Source organism: Pseudomonas sp. R4-35-07 (assembly GCF_003852235.1).
Classification (GTDB): domain Bacteria; phylum Pseudomonadota; class Gammaproteobacteria; order Pseudomonadales; family Pseudomonadaceae; genus Aquipseudomonas.
Map to the genome: position 1 here is coordinate 4,796,002 of NZ_CP027732.1, position 16,756 is coordinate 4,812,757.

A 16,756-nucleotide genomic window follows, 5' to 3' on the forward strand; every position below is an offset into this window, starting at 1 on the left:
GTTTAAGCCTGTTCCAACGAGGTTTCTACACGGTTGGCCGGGATCTTCTTCTCGGCTACCAGGCGAGCGTGCTGCTCGGCTTCGATGCGTTCGATCGTTTCGACCGGCACCATGTAGCCTTGATCATCACGGGCAGCGTGAATGATGAAGTAACCGATAGTGCCCACCAGGCTCGCGATTGCCAGCCACCAGATGTGCCAGATCATCGCGAAACCGAACACGGTCAACAGCGCACCCATCACCACGCCAGTGGCGGTGTTGTTTGGCATGTGGATCGGTTCGTAGTGCTTGGGTTGCTGGTACGCAGTACCGTCTTCCTTGGCTTCGGTGAACGCATCGATGGTGTTCGCGGTAGGAATCACGGCGAAGTTGTAGAACGGCGGTGGCGACGAGGTCGACCATTCCAGGGTGTGGCCATTCCACGGGTCGCCCGATTCGCACAGGTTCTGCTTGCGATCACGCACGCTGACATACAGCTGGATCAGCTGGCAGGCGATGCCCACAGCGATCATCACCGCACCGAACATGGCGACGTACAGGTACGGCACCCACTCAGGGTTGGTGGTAGCGTTCAGACGACGGGTCATGCCCATGAAGCCCAGTGCATAGAGCGGCATGAACGCGACGAAGAAGCCCGAGATCCAGAACCAGAATGCAGCCTTGCCCCAACCTTCGTGCAGCTTGAAGCCGAACGCTTTCGGGAAGTAGAAGCTGAAACCAGCGATGTAGCCGAATACCGCACCACCGATGATCACGTTGTGGAAGTGAGCGATCACGAACAGGCTGTTGTGCAGCACGAAGTCAGCACCCGGGATGGCCAGGAGTACGCCGGTCATGCCGCCGATGGCGAAGGTGACCATGAAGCCCAGGGTCCACAGGACCTGGCTGGTCATGCGCAGACGACCGTGGTAGATGGTGAACAGCCAGTTGAATAGCTTCACCCCCGTCGGGATGGAAATCAGCATCGTCGCCAGGCCGAAGAAGGCGTTGACGCTGGCCCCCGAACCCATGGTGAAGAAGTGGTGCAGCCACACCATGAAGCCCAGTACCGAAATCGCGCCCGATGCATAAACCATCGAGTGGTGACCGAACAGGCGCTTGCCGGTAAAGGTCGAGATCACTTCGGAGAAGATACCGAACGCTGGCAGGATCAGGATGTACACCTCAGGGTGCCCCCATGCCCAGAACAGGTTCACGTACATCATTGGATTGCCACCAAGTTCATTGGTGAAAATGTGGAAATCCAGGTAACGGTCAAGCGACAGCAGCGCCATGGTAGCGGCCAGGATCGGGAACGAAGCCACGATCAGCACGTTTGCCCAGGTGCAGGTCCAGGTGAAGATCGGCATGTCCATAAGTTTCATGCCAGGGGCGCGCATTTTCAGCACGGTGGCCAGGAAGTTGACCCCCGTCAATGTCGTCCCGAGTCCTGATAACTGTAGCGCCCAGATGTAGTAGTCCACACCCACGCCCGGACTGTATTGCAGGCCCGACAATGGCGGATACGCAACCCAACCGGTCTTGGCGAATTCGCCGACGCCCAGGGACACGTTGATCAGCACAACGCCGGATACCAGCAGCCAGAAGCTCAGGGAGTTCAGGAACGGGTAGGCAACGTCACGCGCACCGATCTGCAGCGGCAAGGCCAGGTTCATCAAGCCGGTGAAGAATGGCATCGCCATGAAGATGATCATGATCACACCGTGGGCGGTGAAGATCTGGTCATAGTGTTCAGGTGGCAGGTAGCCAGGCGAACCCTCGGTGGCCATGGCCAACTGGGTACGCATCATGATGGCGTCGGCAAAACCACGCAGCAGCATGACCATGGCAACGATGACGTACATGACGCCGATTTTCTTGTGGTCAACCGAGGTCAGCCACTCGGTCCACAGGTAGGTCCACTTCTTGAAGTAGGTGATACCCGCAAACAGTGCCAGACCACCCAGCGCGATCATGGCGATGGTAATCATCACAATCGGCTCGTGGAAAGGGACCGCATCCCAACTTAATTTACCAAACATCGTTTACTCCTCTGCCCCAGCAGTTGAATGCGCGCCTGTGTCAGAACCTTCAACCACGGCCACTTCTTTCTTCTCGTGCTTGACCGGCTTGCCTGGCTTCATACCTTCGTACTTGTCGACGATTTTCTGAAACAGGTTCGGCTCAAACGCGGAGTACAGGGCGACAGGGTTGTTCTGGCTTGGTTTGGTCAGGGCGTCGTATCCAGCTTGATCAAGCTGTTTAGGTGCGGCCTTGACTTCGGCTACCCAGGCGTCAAATTCTTCCTGGCTCGTCGAGATCGCTTTGAATTTCATGCCGGTGAAGCCAGCGCCGCTGTAGTTGGCAGAGATGCCTTCCATTTCAGCTTTCTGGTTGGCGATCAGGTGCAGCTTGGTCTGCATGCCTGCCATCGCGTAGATCTGGCCGCCCAGGGCTGGGATGAAGAACGAGTTCATCACGGCGTCGGAGGTGATCTTGAAGTTAAGCGGAGTGTGCTCCGGGAACCGGATCTGGTTCACAGTGGCGATACCCAGGTCCGGGTAGATGAACAGCCACTTCCAGTCCAGCGCGACCACTTCGATGTTGATCGGCTTGACGTCGGATTCCAGCGGACGGTACGGGTCCAGTGCATGGGTGGACTTGTAGGTCACGTAACCCAGGGCAATGATGATGAGGATCGGGACCAGCCACACCGCGATTTCGATCTTGGTGGAGTGCGACCACTTCGGCGCGTAGGTAGCGCTGGTGTTGGACGCGCGGTATTTCCAGGCGAAGGCGAAGGTCATGATGATCACAGGGATCACGACCAGCAGCATCAGCAGGGTGGCGGTGATGATCAGGTTTCGTTCATCCAGACCGACCTGTCCTTTTGGGTCGAGCAAGGTCCACTTGCAGCCTCCCAGCATTAACATCATGCCAAGCAGCGGCAAAAAGCCTAGTAATCGGGGGTACCTGTTTTTACTCATCTCACGACCTCTAAAGCAGCTTGCGCAATGCAGTTGGGTTTTGATCGCCAACACTTCACCCTGCCAAGGGTTGGCATTTCTCTTCGATTGAATAAGAGCCTGCCCGTTACGTCATAGCTGTACGTCGCACGGACCTGCGGTGAGTTCTTATTCGATTTCGTGGCTAAAGGCCTTGTTACAGACCAATTCCATTTGGTGCGGAAAGTTGAAAGGCTGCCGGAACCTGGGATCGCACAGAGCCTTCCATCTGCTCCTCGACCGCTCCAATGCTCAAATATTGAACAGCACCGGACATTCAGTGCGGGCGATTGTAGTTAGCTAGCGATGTATAAACCATGTCTGATAAAGAAATAATTTTTATCGATTACAGCAATAATACTTCACCATTCCTGCAAGGGTTCGCGATGTTATCGCGTTCAATTCTCAACAAAAACCACAAAAATTGCGCTGTTATTGGGCAGATTGCCACTCCCCTTACGCTGTGTAAGGGCATGGCAAACGTGGCAAAGTCCCCATAAAACAAGGCATTTGCAGAGCGCTCATGGGCTCAAACCTCACGCGCCCGGCGGTGTCTTTCAAACCACGAATTGACAGCACGTTTTGTGCCCCGGATGCAAATTCAGCGGCCGGTTCGGCCATTCAGAAATGCCCTGCGACAGCCTCCGTGTGACAACATGTCGCACGCTGCGCGCACTATTCGTTGCCGCTCGTCACGGCTCTTTCACAAATCCCTACACACAAAAACGCCCCGGCCTTCACTCAAGAAGACCGGGGCGTTTTAGTGAACGGGTTCAGGCTTTGGGGTGACGATTACGATAGATGCACAGGGGCACCAGGATTGCCGTCAGCACGAACGCGACCAACGCCCATTGCGCCAGGGACAGGCCGAGGATCGGCGGATAGGGCGTGCTGCAGAAGCCATCGACCTGAAAGCCCAGGGGAAACACTTTGGCCAGGGGCAGGTCATCGACGATCGGCTGCAGCACATCGATGCCGCAGCTGACCTGAGGGAAGAACTGGGTGTACACATGATGACCGGCAGCGGCCACACCGCCCAGGGCGCTGAGGACCACCAGCCCTTCAAAGAACGTGACCGCACCCTTGCTGCGCATGGCAGCGCCGAGGAAGGCGAAGATCGCGATCAACAGCAAGGCATAGCGTTGCAGGATGCACAGCGGGCACGGCGCTTCGCCCAGCACCACTTGCATGTACAGCGCTCCGCCGATCAGCGCCAGGCAGATGATGCCCAGCAACACCAGAAAGCGCCGCTCCCTGCCCAAACGCAATTCGTCACTCATCTCTGGTTTCCTTTGTCTGTTTGCCCAATGGCAACAAGTTTACACACAGGCACCCGTTAAAACAGAGAGGGGTTAACAACGGATTAATCAGGAAAAATGAAGAACCCAATGTGGGAGGGGGCTTGCTCCCGATAGCGGTGGATCAGTCAGCTTGTCTGTCACTGACATACCGCTATCGGGAGCAAGCCCCCTCCCACACTGGTTCACTGTTGCTGTGAAGAACTTACTCCAGCGACGCAGCCGGGCCGAAAAATTCGTAGCGGCTTTGCTTCTCGGGTACGCCCAGGGCCTTGAGGTGGCGCTTGATCACTGCCATGAACCCCTTGGGCCCCAGGAAGTACGCATCGATGTCGCGCGCCTCGGGCAGCCACGCCGCCAGTTGTTCCTGGCTCAGCAGGCCGACCTTGTCCGCCGCCGGGCTTACGCCGTCATCCTCGGCATAGCAGTAGAAGCGCTTGAGCTGCGGGTGCCTCGCCGCTAGCGCGTCTACCCAGTCCCGGAACGCATGCACCGCACCGTTGCGCGCGCAGTGGATAAAGTGCACCGGGCGCTCGGTAGCCAGGGCCGCTTCGAGCATCGCCAAGGTCGGGGTAATGCCTACCCCGCCGCTGATCAGCACCAGCGGCTTGTCGCCGGCGGCCAAGGTGAACTCGCCCGAGGGCGGGAACAGGTCAAGGGTCGCGCCGACGTGCAACTGGTCATGCAGGTAGTTGGACACTCGCCCACCGGCTTCGCGCTTGACGCTGATGCGGTACAGGCCGTCATTGCTCAGGGCCGACAGGGAATAGTTGCGCCGTACTTCCTCGCCGTCGAGCACCAGCTTCATGCCGATGTATTGGCCGGGCGCAGCGCTGAGGATCGGGCCGTTGTCCACCGGGGCGAAGTAGAACGAGGTGATCTCGTTGCTCTCCTCCACGCGCTTGACCAACCGGAACGGCCGCGCACCGCGCCAGCCACCGGGCGCCTGGGCTTTCTCGTCGTAGATAGCCGCTTCGGCACCGATCAGGATATCCGCCAACTGCCCATACGCCGCGCCCCAGGCGCTCATCACCTCAGGGGTGGCAATCTCGCTGCCGAGCACTTCGCAGATCGCCCGCAGCAAGCAGGCCCCCACAATCGGGTAGTGTTCCGGCAGGATCTGCAAGGCCACGTGCTTGTTGATGATTTTAGCCACCAGGTCGCCCAACTGGTCCAACTGGTCGATATGCCGCGCGTACATCAGCACGCCATTGGCCAAGGCGCGCGGCTGGTCGCCGGTGGCCTGGTGGGCCTGGTTGAACAGTGGGCGAACTTCGGGGTATTCGGACAGCATCATGCGGTAAAAATGGGTGATCAACGCTTCGCCACCGCTTTCCAGCAAGGGCACGGTGGATTTGACGATGGCACGGTCTTGGGCACTCAGCATGGCAGACTCCTCAGTCTTTTCACTCATTGCCTTCAGGTACTCAGTAATCATGCCAACTAGTAATTCCTTGTTTTTCAATAAGTTAAATTCAGACTGGTCAAAATGACTTCCTACAGCCTATAGTCATAAGGACTACAAGGAGTCATTATGACTGCACACTCGTTGCTCACCACCCTGCTGCCCCTGGTGGCCGACCTGTCACGGGACCTGCCCGAAGGCGAGCGTTATCGACGCCTGCTGCACGCCATGCGCGCCCTGCTGCCGTGTGATGCCGCCGCCTTGCTGCGCCTGCAGGGCGAGTGGTTGGTGCCGCTGGCCGTGGATGGCTTGAGTGCCGATACGTTGGGCCGACGCTTCAAGATCAGCGAGCACCCGCGTTTTGCGCTGCTGCTGAGCAGCCCCGGCCCTACCCGCTTTGACAGCGACAGCGAATTGCCCGACCCCTACGACGGCCTGGTGGAGGGCCTGCACGGGCAGCTGGAAGTGCACGACTGCATGGGCTGCCCGTTATTTATCGACGACCAGCCGTGGGGCCTGCTGACCCTGGACGCCCTCGACACCGAGCGCTTCGAACGGGTCGAACTCGACGCCCTGCAAGCCTTCGCCAGCCTCGCCGCTGCCACGGTCAACGTCGCCGAGCGAATTGAGCGCCTGGCGTTGCGCGCCGAAGACGAACACCAGCGCGCCGAGATCTACCGCCAGGCCAGCGGCCAGCAGCACAAGGAAATGATCGGCCAGAGCAAGGCGCACAAGCGCCTGGTCGAAGAGGTCAACTTGGTGGGCGGCAGTGACCTGACCGTGCTGATAACCGGTGAAACCGGGGTCGGCAAGGAGTTGGTCGCCCAGGCGATCCACGCCGCGTCGTCGCGTGCCGACAAACCGCTAATCAGCCTCAACTGCGCCGCGCTGCCCGAAACCCTGGTGGAAAGCGAGCTGTTCGGCCATGTGCGCGGCGCCTTCACCGGCGCACTGAATGACCGGCGGGGCAAATTCGAACTGGCCAATGGCGGCACGCTGTTTCTGGATGAAGTGGGCGAGCTGTCGCTGAGCGTGCAGGCCAAGCTGCTGCGGGTGCTGCAAAGCGGCCAGTTGCAGCGCCTGGGTTCGGACAAAGAGCATCAGGTGGATGTGCGCCTGATTGCCGCCACCAACCGCGACCTGGCTGAAGAAGTGCGCCATGGCCGCTACCGCGCCGACTTCTACCACCGCTTGAGCGTCTACCCGCTGCAAGTGCCTGCGCTGCGTGAACGCGGGCGCGATGTGTTGCTGCTGGCCGGTTTTTTTCTGGAACACAACCGCTCACGCATGGGCCTGGGCAGCCTGCGCCTGACCAGCGATGCCCAGGCGGCGCTGCTGGCCTACGACTGGCCGGGCAATGTGCGCGAGCTGGAACATTTGATCGGACGCAGTGCGCTCAAAGCCCTGGGGCATTGCCGCGAACGTCCGAAGATTCTCAGCCTGAGCGCGGCGAATCTGGACCTGCCTGATGCCAGTGCAGCGGCCATCGAAGCACCGGCCGCTGTCGCCCGCGACGTCACCGGCGACCTGCGCCAGGCCACCGAGCATTACCAGCGCCAGATCATCAACGCCTGCCTGGAACGCCATCAACACAACTGGGCCGGCGCCGCCCGAGAACTGGGCCTGGACCGCGCCAACCTTGGCCGCATGGCCAAGCGCCTTGGCATAAAATAGCCAATGTGGGAGGGGGCTTGCCCCCGATGGCAGTGTGTCAGCCAGCACATTTACATCTGACCCACCGCTATCGGGGGCAAGCCCCCTCCCACATTTAGACTGTCTTCACTTTGAAGACCGGGCTCACACCCTTCGGCTTGCGAAACACCAACACATTACCCAGCATCACCAGCACCAACCCCGCCAGGGCCGGTGCCGTCCACTGATAACCCTCGGCAAAGGCAGATACGTTCAGCGCCACCACCGGAAACAACACAGTGCAATACGCCGCCCGCTCCGGCCCCATGCGGCCGACCAGTGTCAGGTAGGCGGTAAAGCCAATCACCGAGCCTGGAATCACCAGATACCACAAGGCGCCAATGTAGCGCGTGCTCCAGTCCATCTCGAACGGAATACCGCGCACTGCGCAATACGCTGCCAGCATCGCCGCACCATAGGCCATGCCCCAGGCGTTGGTGGTCAAGGGCCGCAGCCCGGCTTTCTGTTGCAGGCTTGAGAGCATATTGCCCGCCGAAAAACACAGCGTGCCCAGCAAGGCCAGGCCCAGGCCGAGCAGGGTCTGTGGGCTGGCGGCGTGCCCTGCCAATTCGGGCCAGAACAAACAGCCCAGGCCGAGCAAGCCAAGGCCGCCGCCCATCAATACATTGCGCGCGACCCGCTGGCCGAAAAACACCCGGGCATTCAGCGCGTTCCACAAGGTCGCCGTGGAAAACACCACCGCCACCAGGCCGCTGGGAATCCATTGGCTGGCGGTCAGAAAACACATGAAGTTGACGCAGAACAGGCACAGGCCCTGGGCCAGGCAAATCAGGTGCCCGCGCCGGTTCATCACCTGCAGCCGGCGGCTGAGCAGCAACAGCACGAACAGCACCAGGGCCGCCAAGGCAAAGCGGTAAACGATCGACACGGGAATCGCCACCACGCCCAACTGCCATTTGAGCGCGATCCAGGTCGTGCCCCAGATCAGCACAGTGAGTACATACAGGAAAAGGTTCATAGCGGGCTCCGGTGAGTGAGCCACAGTGTCGCGTTTTCCTTGTGCGACGCTCTTGCACATTCTTGCGCTTTTTCAGGGCGCGGGGATCACAGCGCCATGACGGCGGAGTAGGATGCAAAACGTCGGAGAACACACCATGCCAGAGCTGCAATCGCTGCACGTCTTTCAAGCCCTTAACCGCTCGCCCAACGCACGCCTGGAAGCCTGCGCCGAGCTCGGTGACGGACTGTCTGCGGCGTTGTGGAGCAACCACCACGATGCCCAGGATTACCAGGCGCCCAGCCATCACACCTTGTCGTGCTACATCGGCGGCGGCACCGGCACTTTTCGCCGTGACCAACCGGGCACCAAGGGCGGCCCCGACAAACTGTGCATCCTGCCGGCCGAGCACCAATCGGCCTGGGTGATCAATGGCCAGATTCGCCTGGCCCATGTCTATTTCAGCCCCGAACAATTCGCCCTCGGCTGCGTCACCCTGCTCGACCGCGAGCCCCGTGAGCTGCAGCTGCGCGAAAGCACCTTCCTCGAGGACGCCAGCCTGGCCGCACGCTTTCACCAGTTGATCGCCCTCAACTGGCAGGAGCCCGGTGAGCGCCTGCTGACCAGCAGCCTGGCCCATGAAATGCTCAGTCATACCCTGCTCAGCCAGGTCGGCGCCCGCGAAGGCCTGCGCGTCAAAGGTGGGCTGGCCGCGCACCAGCGACGGCGCTTGGTGGAGTACATCGACCATCACCTGCAGGACGCCATCAGCCTTGGCCAACTGGCCGGCCTGTGCGCGCTGTCGGAATACCATTTCGCGCGCATGTTCCGGCAAAGCTTCGGCTGGCCGCCCCACCAATACCTGCTGGCGCGGCGGCTGGCCCGTGCGCGGGCGCTGTTGCGCAACAGCGCCCTGGCCGTGGGTGAGATTGCCTGGCGGTGCGGGTTCTCCAGCGCCAGTCATTTCAACCAGCGCTTCCGCCAAGCCATGGGGGCGGCGCCTGGGGACTATCGCCAGGCGTTTCGCACCTAGCCCATCAAGCCCAGCGTCTTGGCCTTGGCCACTGCCTGGGTGCGCCGCTCTACCCCGAGTTTGCTGTGGATACGCCGCGCATGGGTCTTGACCGTGTGCAGGGAGATATACAGGCGCTCGGCAATTTCCAGATTGGAGTTGCCCAGGGCGATCAACTGCAGCACTTCCAGTTCGCGCAGGCTCAGCGGGTTCTGCGTGGCGCCGACTGGCGCGGCCTGCGGTTCCAGCCCCAACTCACTGAGCAACCCCGGCGCACGTAAACGCAACTCGCGCACCGCCTGCTGCACCTGGCAACGCGCCGCCAGTTCCAGGCCGGCTTGCAGGGCCACGCGCGCGCGCGCCGGCTCGCCCAGCCGCCAGGCCACCTCCCCCAGCACCAGCTGCAGTTCGGTTTCCAGGCAGAGCATGCCGCGTTGGCGGGTGCTGTCGAGCAAAGCGCCAAGCCGCTCGAGCGGGTCTTCGGCGCAGCCCAGCCTGACCTCGGCCAGCACCAACAGGTACTCAAGACGCGGGATCAATTCCAGCGTGGCCGGCGGCGCCTGCTTGGCGCAGGGCCCATGAAAGTGACGCAACACGCGGCGCATCGCTTGCACCGTCAACTCCGCGCGCCCTTGCTGCAACCAGAAATGCGCGCTGACCAACAACAGGACCGCGCGGTACACCAGGTCGGGGACATGGCGCTGCTGCATCAGCCGCTCGGCATCGCGCAACTGGATAAACGCCTGGGCGTAATCACCGCGATTCGCCGCCAGCAGCGCCAGCCCGAGAAACCCGTAGAGCACCCGCTTGTCCTGGCTGTGCAGGCAGATGTTCAAACCGGCCTCGAAACACTCGCTTGCCAATGCGTCCTGACCTTGGCGCAAGGCGAGATGCCCACGTCGCAGGGCGATACGCCCCATCAGCGGCCCAGCCTGCAAGCGCTGCTCGACCAGCATCGCCTGCAGGCTTTCCAACAGGCTTTGCGCCCGGTAAGGCGCGCCGCGTTGTTCCAGCAATTGGGCGTGATCCAACTCGAGCAAGGCCTCCAGCACCAGCGAGCCGTGGGCGCGGGCCAGGCACAGCGCTTCGCGATTCAGCGCTTGGGCCACGTCCAGCTCACCGCGCAGCATGGCTTGCTGGGTCAGGCCCGACAGGCACATCAAGCGCGATGTCCAGGCGCTCTCGGGCAAGGCTTGCAGGGCCTCGAGGAAATGCTCGCGGGAACCCTCGGCATCGCCGCTCAGGTGCAATAACCAGCCAACTTGCGCCTGCCAGCGCGCCACCAGATGACGCTGCGCCGCCGCCGTCGGTCGCGGCGCGAATCGAGCCAACTGGTCGATGCACACCGCCGCCTGCTCGAACCGCCCGGCAAACAGCAGTGCCGCCGTGACCAGACCCACCAGCGGTGCCGAGCCGAGCATCAGTTCATCGCCATGCTGCTCATGCAGGCGCAACAGCAGCACCGCATTTTGCCCGCGGAACAAGTCTTCGAAACTGAAATGCTGCAACAGGCTCACTGCGCCCTCATATTCCTGCGCCAGCAGCGCCTGCTCAAAGGCCGCCTGCCAGTCCTGCTCGGCGCTGAACCACTGGCACGCGCGCCGGTGCCAGGCGCGCTTGGCCGGCCAGGGTTCTTCGCGCAGCAAACGCGCCAGGGGCGCAAAAATGTGCAGCCAATCGGTGGTGCCTTCCCAGGGTTGGATAAACGCACCGAGCGCTTGAAGCTCGCGCAGGTACTGAGCGCCGTCACCCGAGCCGAACAGGTGTTCACACAGGCCGGTATTGAAGCGCGGCAGGTTGGCCAGCACCCGCCAGGCTTCGGCCAATTCCGCTGGCAAGCTGCTGAACACTTCGTGTTGCAGATAATCGAGCAGGGTTTTATCGGGATGGCCGTCACCGAGCAGCGCAATACGCACCCCGGCGCACCATCCGGCGCTGAATTGCATGATGTTGTCGACGCTCTGCCCTGGGCCGAGCAACGCCTGGATTTCCGTCGCGCTGAACGAAAGTTCCGTACTGCCGCACTCCAGCAATTCGTCATCGAGCAACAGGCGCGGCCAATTGCACGCCGGCCGCCGCCGCGCGCCCAGCCACCAGGTCAGCGCCGGGCTGCTGGCGGTGAGCAACCGGTCCAGCAAGGCGTCCAGTGCAGGCGCGGGCAGCCGGCAAAAATCGTCGAGGAACAGCCACGCCGAGTGTTGCCAACGCCCCAGGTCCAGCAATAACGTCGCTTCATCGGTGTAAGACAGCCCAAGGCTGTGGGCCAGGCGCCGGGAGAAATCCACCGGGCATGCAACTACGCCATTGAGCGCCAACCAGTGAACCTGGCACCCAGGCGGCGCCTGCAACGCGCACTCGGCAAGCAGCGCGCTCTTGCCACTGCCGCCCGGCGCGCACAGCAGCTTCACCCGCGCCGGTGCCGCGAGCAAAGGCGCGGCCAGGCGCGGGCGCAGCAGATGGTGAGCGGACAGCCGGGGCATGAATCCAGGACGGTCCAGGCAGCGTGTCATGGCGGTCATTGCTGCATCCTGCTTTTTTATTGTGATGCAACCCTAGTCCTGTGGCGGGCGGTTGTTGAAGAAGTATTCAGCGGGGTGATTGAAAGACATGCGCAAAACCCAATGTGGGAGGGGGCCCCCGAATGATCATTCCCACGCTCTGCGTGGGAATGCCTCCTGGGACGCTCCGCGTCCCGCCAACCGTCGCGCACAGGTGACGCAGAGCGTCACGGGCTGCATTCCCACGCGGGAGCGTGGGAATGATCTTTACATCCGAAATCAGCGCACGCCTTCGGACCTGAGCGCCGCGGGGGTGTAATCCGCTGCCTTGGCCGCGAAGCCGAAGACGAAGCTGCTCTTCTCCTCGTTCTTCATACCCAGCGCGAGATAACGCCCGGCGATCAGGTCGTACAGGGTTTCCACGGTGTAGGCCGGTACCTGGTGGTCGTAATAGAACTGCGCATGGCCTTCGGCGACGCGCCACAGTTGGCCGCGACCGTCGTAGTGGTCCACCAGGGCGACTTGCCAGCTGTCTTCGTCAATGTACATGTGGCGCTTGGCGTAGATGTGGCGCTCGCTCGGCTTGACGGTGCCGACCACTTCCCAGACGCGATGCAGCTCATAGCGGGTCAGGTCCTGGTTGATATGCCCGGCCTTGATGATGTCGTCGTATTTGAGGGTCGGCGAATCGAGTTTGTAGCTGTTGTAAGGGATGTACAGTTCCTTCTTGCCCACCAGTTTCCAGTCATAGCGGTCGGGCGCGCCGGAGAACATGTCGAAGTTGTCGGTGGTGCGCAGGCCGTCGGAGGCGGTGCCCGGCCCGTCATACGAGACCTGCGGCGCCCGTCGCACCCGGCGCTGGCCGGCGTTGTAAATCCAGGCCAGGCGTGGCTCCTTCACCTGGTCGAGGGTTTCGTGCACCAGCAGCACGTTGCCGGCCAGCCGCGCCGGCGCCGTGACCGATTGCTTGAAATAGCTCAGCACGTTGGCCGCCTTGGCCTGGTCGATATCGGGGATGGCCTGCGGCACCGCCACTTCCTCTTCGAAGCGGATCGGCGTGTAGCTGCCGTTGGTCTGTGGCGTGGCCTGGGTGATGATGCGGCGCAGGTTGCCGCCGTGGTAACGGGTGATGTGATTCCACAACACCTCCACACCGTTTTTGGGAATCGGGAACGCGTAGTAACGGTTACCTGTGAAGTTCTCCAAGCCGTTGCCGTCGTTGATCGCCTTGACGTTCAGTGCGCTGCGCTTGATCGACTCGTAGATATCCGCCGGCAGGTTGACCGTACGGTGGCTCGGGTACACCGGGATCTTGTAGGTCTCGGGGTAGCGCTTGAACATCGCCACCTGGCCGTCGGAGAGTTTGTCCTTGTACTTGTCGACGGTGGCGGCGGTGATCACGAACAGCGGTTTTTCACTGGCGAACGGATCGGCGAGAAAGCCCTTGCTGTCCACCGCGCCGGCGTTTTTCGGAATGCCGCCGGTCCAGGCCGGGATCGAGCCATCGGCGTTGCCGGCTTTTTCGGCGCCGACCGGGGTCAGGCTGGTGCCGAGCTTGGCGGCTTCTTCCGGCGATACCGCGGCCATCACGTGGGCGGCCAGCAGACTCAGGGCCAACGCTGCAATTGTCTTACGCATAGTTCTTGTCCTTCTTTAAGCCAAGTCAGAAGTTCACGCCGAAGCTGAGGGCGAGGAAGTCACGGTCGGTCAGGGTGTTGTAGTCGCCGCCAAAGAAGTCGGTGTAGCTGAGGCTGGCGGTGTAGGTGCTGCGGTAATCCGCATCCACACCGACGCTGATCGCCTTGGCGCCTTTGTTGAACAAGCCGTTGGGGCCGTAGCCGGCCACGTCATGGGACCAGGACAGGTTGGGCTTGAGGTTCACCCCGGCAATCGCGTTGTTGTAGTCAAGGATCGCCCGCGCGCGGTAGCCCCAGGAGGTGGAGGTGACGAACCCGTCGGTGTCACCCTGGAAACCATAGGCGCCGTACACCGAGTCACGGCCGTAACGCAGTCTGGTTTTGTCTTCCAGGCCAGCGACGTGCACGACGGCCGCTTCGCCCACCAGCGTCAGGCGCTCGGCGCCCAGCACCTGGTCGAAGAACTGGGTCATGGTGCTCTGGATCTGGGTGATTTCCTTGCGACGGTAGCCTTTGTTGTCGGCCCCAAACGAACTGCGGATCGGCGACGCGGTGTTGCCGGCAATCGGGTTGACCAGCGCCAGGGTCAGGTCGGTGGTGTTGAGTTGCACGGGCGCATTTGGCCGATAGCTGATTTCGCCGGTCCACGCCGTACCGGTGGGCAAGGTGGTGGAGAAGCTGGCACCGAACAGACGGATATCTTCCGGGTAATCCAGGTAGTACTGGCCACGCCCGAGCATGGTGCTCTGGGCCAGGGCCCCACCAAAGCCCGGCGGAGCGGCGGCACCAATGGCGCCGATGGTTGCCAGGTTGGTATTGGCGGTAATCGTGCCCACGGTCGGGGTGCGGCTGTGGTAGTTCATGAAGTACAGACCGTATTCGGTGTCGTCACCCAGCCAGCGCAACGCGGCGCCGAACTGGCCGGAGTCACGCGCATCACGGTCCGCGGCGCGCTGCACCACCACACCCTCGCGGGTGACCACAAAGCCTTGGCCGCGTGCCGCTGCAATCGGTTGCAGCGGTGCAATCCCCGGGCTGCCCACTGTGTAGTTACCGGTGCAGCCATCCGCCGCTACGTCACCGCCGAAGAAGGTGCCGCAGTTGTCCAGCACGGTCTGGTCCCATTCCAGTTGGTAGAAACCTTCTACGGTGAGCTGATTGGTCAGGCTCTGGGAGGCGAACAGCATGTTCACCGGGATCAAGCCTTCCTTGATCTCGGCCCCCGGACGACGGAACGCCGACACGTCGATCGGGTTGATGCTGTTGATGGAGTTACCGATGAAGGTACTTTCGCCCCAACTGACCACTTGCTTGCCGGCGCGCACGGTGCCGGGCAGGTCGCCCAGGGAATAGTTGTGGTAGACGAAGGCATCGAGAATCTGCGCACCGCTGGATTTGGCGCCTTCCTTGCGGTTGTGGTCGCTGATCTGCTTGAACTCGCGGTCTTCGTCCTTGAGCTCGAAGTCGTACCAGTACTTGCCGCGCACGAACACACCGGTGTCGCCGTATTTCAGTTCAAGATCATGCAGGCCCTTGAAGATTTTCGAGAAGGTCTCGCCCTTCTTGAAGTTCAAGCGCCCGTCATCCCCGGTAGACGCCTGGCCCGTGCCGCCGTTGACGGTGCCGACCAGGCTTTTGTCGGCGTCCCGCGTGCCCCAACTCGCACCGACCGATAGCGAGGAATCGAATTGCCCTTCGATCTCGCCGATGTTGAACGAAACAGCGTGGGCCTGGGCACAGCAACCCAGAGCAACCGCAGCGGCCAGCGCCTGTGGCGTGAAGATGGCGCGCATTGTTGTTTTTGTCATGCGTCTTCCCCGGTGAGTGACAGAAGGCCCCACCCTACTGCCGCCCAGGAGGAGCGATAAGCGCACCAAGGAGGTATTCGTGTTGTCGCCCGAAAGGATGACGGGCCGCGCGGGCCATGGGTGCGGCGCGCGTCATGGATTGGATGGATGGTGGCCTATCAGAAGCATCGATGGCATGCGCTCAATTATTGTCGTTTTGGTAACAGTCCTTGTCCTGAACTGCTATTACTCATTCTGTTACAACCGACTATGCTTATTTCGCTTTCAGGGCAAACAGCCCGCTCCGAGGCTCTGGAGAAAAGCTTGAATTCAACGGATTACCAAGACATTCAATCTGTTACCAGTGTTCACTGACGTTGATTTATCGCTCCTTGATCCAACGTCTTACTTCGGCCGCTGCCTGTGCAGCGGCCTTTTTTATGCCTGGAATAAAAACGGGGCGCCATTGACGCCCCGTGGGATTGACTATTTTTACGGCAACGATCAGAGGCTGAACTTCTGCAAGTTGGCCATCATCTCCTTCAATGCCTCGATCGTGTCTTTGGGGTGCGCCGCGCCTTCGAAGTCGCAGATCTGCTGCCAGTGCGCCGCCACGTCATCCGGCGAAAAGCCCGCTTCGGGGTCAAAGCCTACGCCCAGGCTGCGCTCCCAGCGGGTCTTGCCGATCCAGCCGCCGCCCACTTCGAACAAACCTGAGGTTTCCTGGCAGGCTTCGCTGCCCAGGTACACCACCAACGGGCTGACCAGTTCCGGCTTGAGACGCTCGAACACCTGCGGCGGGATCAGCCCTTCGGTCATGCGTGTGGCGCCGGTGGGCGCAATCGCGTTGACCAGGATGTTGTTCTTGCGCCCTTCCAGCGCCAGGGTTCGGGTCAAGCCATACAGGCCAAGCTTGGCCATGCCGTAGTTGGACTGGCCAAAGTTGCCGTAGATGCCCGAGGTGGACGCGGTGAAGATCACCCGGCCATAGCCCTGCTCGCGCAGATGCGGCCAGGCGGCGCGGGTGACTTTGTAGGCGCCTTCGACATGCACCCGGTAAACCAGGTCCCAGTCGCTGTCGTCCATCTTGTGGAAGGTCTTGTCGCGCAGGATACCGGCGTTGTTCACCACCACATCGATACGGCCGAAGGCATCCAGTGCGTTCTGTACGATTTTATCGCCGTCGGTGACGGAATCATGGTTGGCGTGCGCAACGCCACCCGCTGCGCGGATTTCGGCCACCACCCGATCGGCCGCCGAGGCATTGGCGCCTTCGCCCTGGGTCGAGCCACCGAGGTCATTGACCAGCACCTTGGCCCCGTGCCGGGCGAACAGCAGCGCGTGGGCGCGGCCCAATCCGCCGCCGGCGCCGGTGACGATCACGACCTTATCCTGCAACTGCACTGACTGACTCATACCGAACTCCTTGGGCGACAATGGCAATGGGCAGAGTGTCCGGCACCGGGCCTTGGGTCACAATAAATA

Annotated in this window: 11 protein-coding genes; 2 read left to right on the plus strand and 9 right to left on the minus strand. The window is 61.5% G+C overall.

What is annotated here, in order from left to right; all coding sequences use genetic code 11:
* Window positions 1-2: 2 nt before the first annotated feature.
* The 4 genes from cyoB to hmpA all read right to left on the minus strand — a co-directional run bounded on the left by cyoB (window position 3) and on the right by hmpA (window position 5,669).
* Window positions 3-2,021 (minus strand): cytochrome o ubiquinol oxidase subunit I, encoded by a 2,019-nt coding sequence (cyoB, locus tag C4J89_RS21920; protein ID WP_124364342.1) that lies wholly within the window; start codon window positions 2,019-2,021, stop codon window positions 3-5.
* 3 nt (window positions 2,022-2,024) lie between these two features.
* Entirely contained in the window at window positions 2,025-2,966 is a 942-nt protein-coding gene (cyoA, locus tag C4J89_RS21925) for a ubiquinol oxidase subunit II (RefSeq protein ID WP_124415569.1), read from the minus strand.
* 791 nt (window positions 2,967-3,757) lie between these two features.
* The gene (locus C4J89_RS21935; RefSeq protein ID WP_124364343.1) at window positions 3,758-4,264 is read right to left on the minus strand and encodes a disulfide bond formation protein B; all 507 of its coding nucleotides are present in this window, start codon (window positions 4,262-4,264) and stop codon (window positions 3,758-3,760) included.
* Between the two features lie 223 nt (window positions 4,265-4,487).
* The gene (gene hmpA / locus C4J89_RS21940) at window positions 4,488-5,669 is read right to left on the minus strand and encodes an NO-inducible flavohemoprotein (RefSeq protein ID WP_124415570.1); all 1,182 of its coding nucleotides are present in this window, start codon (window positions 5,667-5,669) and stop codon (window positions 4,488-4,490) included.
* Window positions 5,670-5,816: 147 nt separating this feature from the next.
* Here hmpA and norR point away from each other — a divergent pair, with 147 nt between their 5' ends.
* Entirely contained in the window at window positions 5,817-7,361 is a 1,545-nt protein-coding gene (gene norR, locus C4J89_RS21945) for a nitric oxide reductase transcriptional regulator NorR (protein ID WP_124415571.1), read from the plus strand.
* A gap of 94 nt (window positions 7,362-7,455) precedes the next feature.
* Here norR and C4J89_RS21950 read toward each other — a convergent pair whose 3' ends face one another.
* Complete coding sequence (locus C4J89_RS21950) at window positions 7,456-8,358, minus strand: DMT family transporter (protein WP_124415572.1); 903 nt, start codon at window positions 8,356-8,358, stop codon at window positions 7,456-7,458.
* Between the two features lie 136 nt (window positions 8,359-8,494).
* Between C4J89_RS21950 and C4J89_RS21955 the strand changes: the two genes are divergently transcribed.
* Window positions 8,495-9,370 (plus strand): helix-turn-helix domain-containing protein, encoded by an 876-nt coding sequence (locus tag C4J89_RS21955; RefSeq protein ID WP_124416061.1) that lies wholly within the window; start codon window positions 8,495-8,497, stop codon window positions 9,368-9,370.
* Here C4J89_RS21955 and C4J89_RS21960 read toward each other — a convergent pair.
* From C4J89_RS21960 to C4J89_RS21975, 4 genes are all read right to left on the minus strand, one after another.
* Window positions 9,367-11,868 carry a LuxR C-terminal-related transcriptional regulator gene (locus C4J89_RS21960; RefSeq protein ID WP_124415573.1) on the minus strand — a complete coding sequence of 834 codons (2,502 nt, stop codon included), beginning with the start codon at window positions 11,866-11,868 and terminating at the stop codon, window positions 9,367-9,369. The genes C4J89_RS21955 and C4J89_RS21960 overlap by 4 nt on opposite strands.
* Before the next feature lie 258 nt (window positions 11,869-12,126).
* Window positions 12,127-13,485, minus strand: a complete 1,359-nt coding sequence (locus tag C4J89_RS21965; RefSeq protein ID WP_124364348.1) for a DUF1329 domain-containing protein — start codon at window positions 13,483-13,485, stop codon at window positions 12,127-12,129.
* 25 nt (window positions 13,486-13,510) lie between these two features.
* On the minus strand, window positions 13,511-15,292 hold the full coding sequence (locus C4J89_RS21970; protein WP_124364349.1) for a DUF1302 domain-containing protein: 1,782 nt from the start codon (window positions 15,290-15,292) through the stop codon (window positions 13,511-13,513).
* 483 nt (window positions 15,293-15,775) lie between these two features.
* Complete coding sequence (locus C4J89_RS21975; RefSeq protein WP_124364350.1) at window positions 15,776-16,687, minus strand: SDR family oxidoreductase; 912 nt, start codon at window positions 16,685-16,687, stop codon at window positions 15,776-15,778.
* Between the last annotated feature and the right edge of the window lie 69 nt (window positions 16,688-16,756).

Bases quoted from the DNA above. Each gene is read 5' to 3' on its own strand.
- C4J89_RS21965 (WP_124364348.1), bottom strand. From the start codon at position 13,485: ATGCGTAAGACAATTGCAGCGTTGGCCCTGAGTCTGCTGGCCGCCCAC.
- C4J89_RS21955 (WP_124416061.1), top strand. From the start codon at position 8,495: ATGCCAGAGCTGCAATCGCTGCACGTCTTTCAAGCCCTTAACCGCTCG.
- cyoA (WP_124415569.1), bottom strand. From the start codon at position 2,966: ATGAGTAAAAACAGGTACCCCCGATTACTAGGCTTTTTGCCGCTGCTT.
- C4J89_RS21960 (WP_124415573.1), bottom strand. From the start codon at position 11,868: ATGACCGCCATGACACGCTGCCTGGACCGTCCTGGATTCATGCCCCGG.
- C4J89_RS21970 (WP_124364349.1), bottom strand. From the start codon at position 15,292: ATGACAAAAACAACAATGCGCGCCATCTTCACGCCACAGGCGCTGGCC.
- C4J89_RS21975 (WP_124364350.1), bottom strand. From the start codon at position 16,687: ATGAGTCAGTCAGTGCAGTTGCAGGATAAGGTCGTGATCGTCACCGGC.
- norR (WP_124415571.1), top strand. From the start codon at position 5,817: ATGACTGCACACTCGTTGCTCACCACCCTGCTGCCCCTGGTGGCCGAC.
- C4J89_RS21935 (WP_124364343.1), bottom strand. From the start codon at position 4,264: ATGAGTGACGAATTGCGTTTGGGCAGGGAGCGGCGCTTTCTGGTGTTG.
- hmpA (WP_124415570.1), bottom strand. From the start codon at position 5,669: ATGCTGAGTGCCCAAGACCGTGCCATCGTCAAATCCACCGTGCCCTTG.
- cyoB (WP_124364342.1), bottom strand. From the start codon at position 2,021: ATGTTTGGTAAATTAAGTTGGGATGCGGTCCCTTTCCACGAGCCGATT.
- C4J89_RS21950 (WP_124415572.1), bottom strand. From the start codon at position 8,358: ATGAACCTTTTCCTGTATGTACTCACTGTGCTGATCTGGGGCACGACC.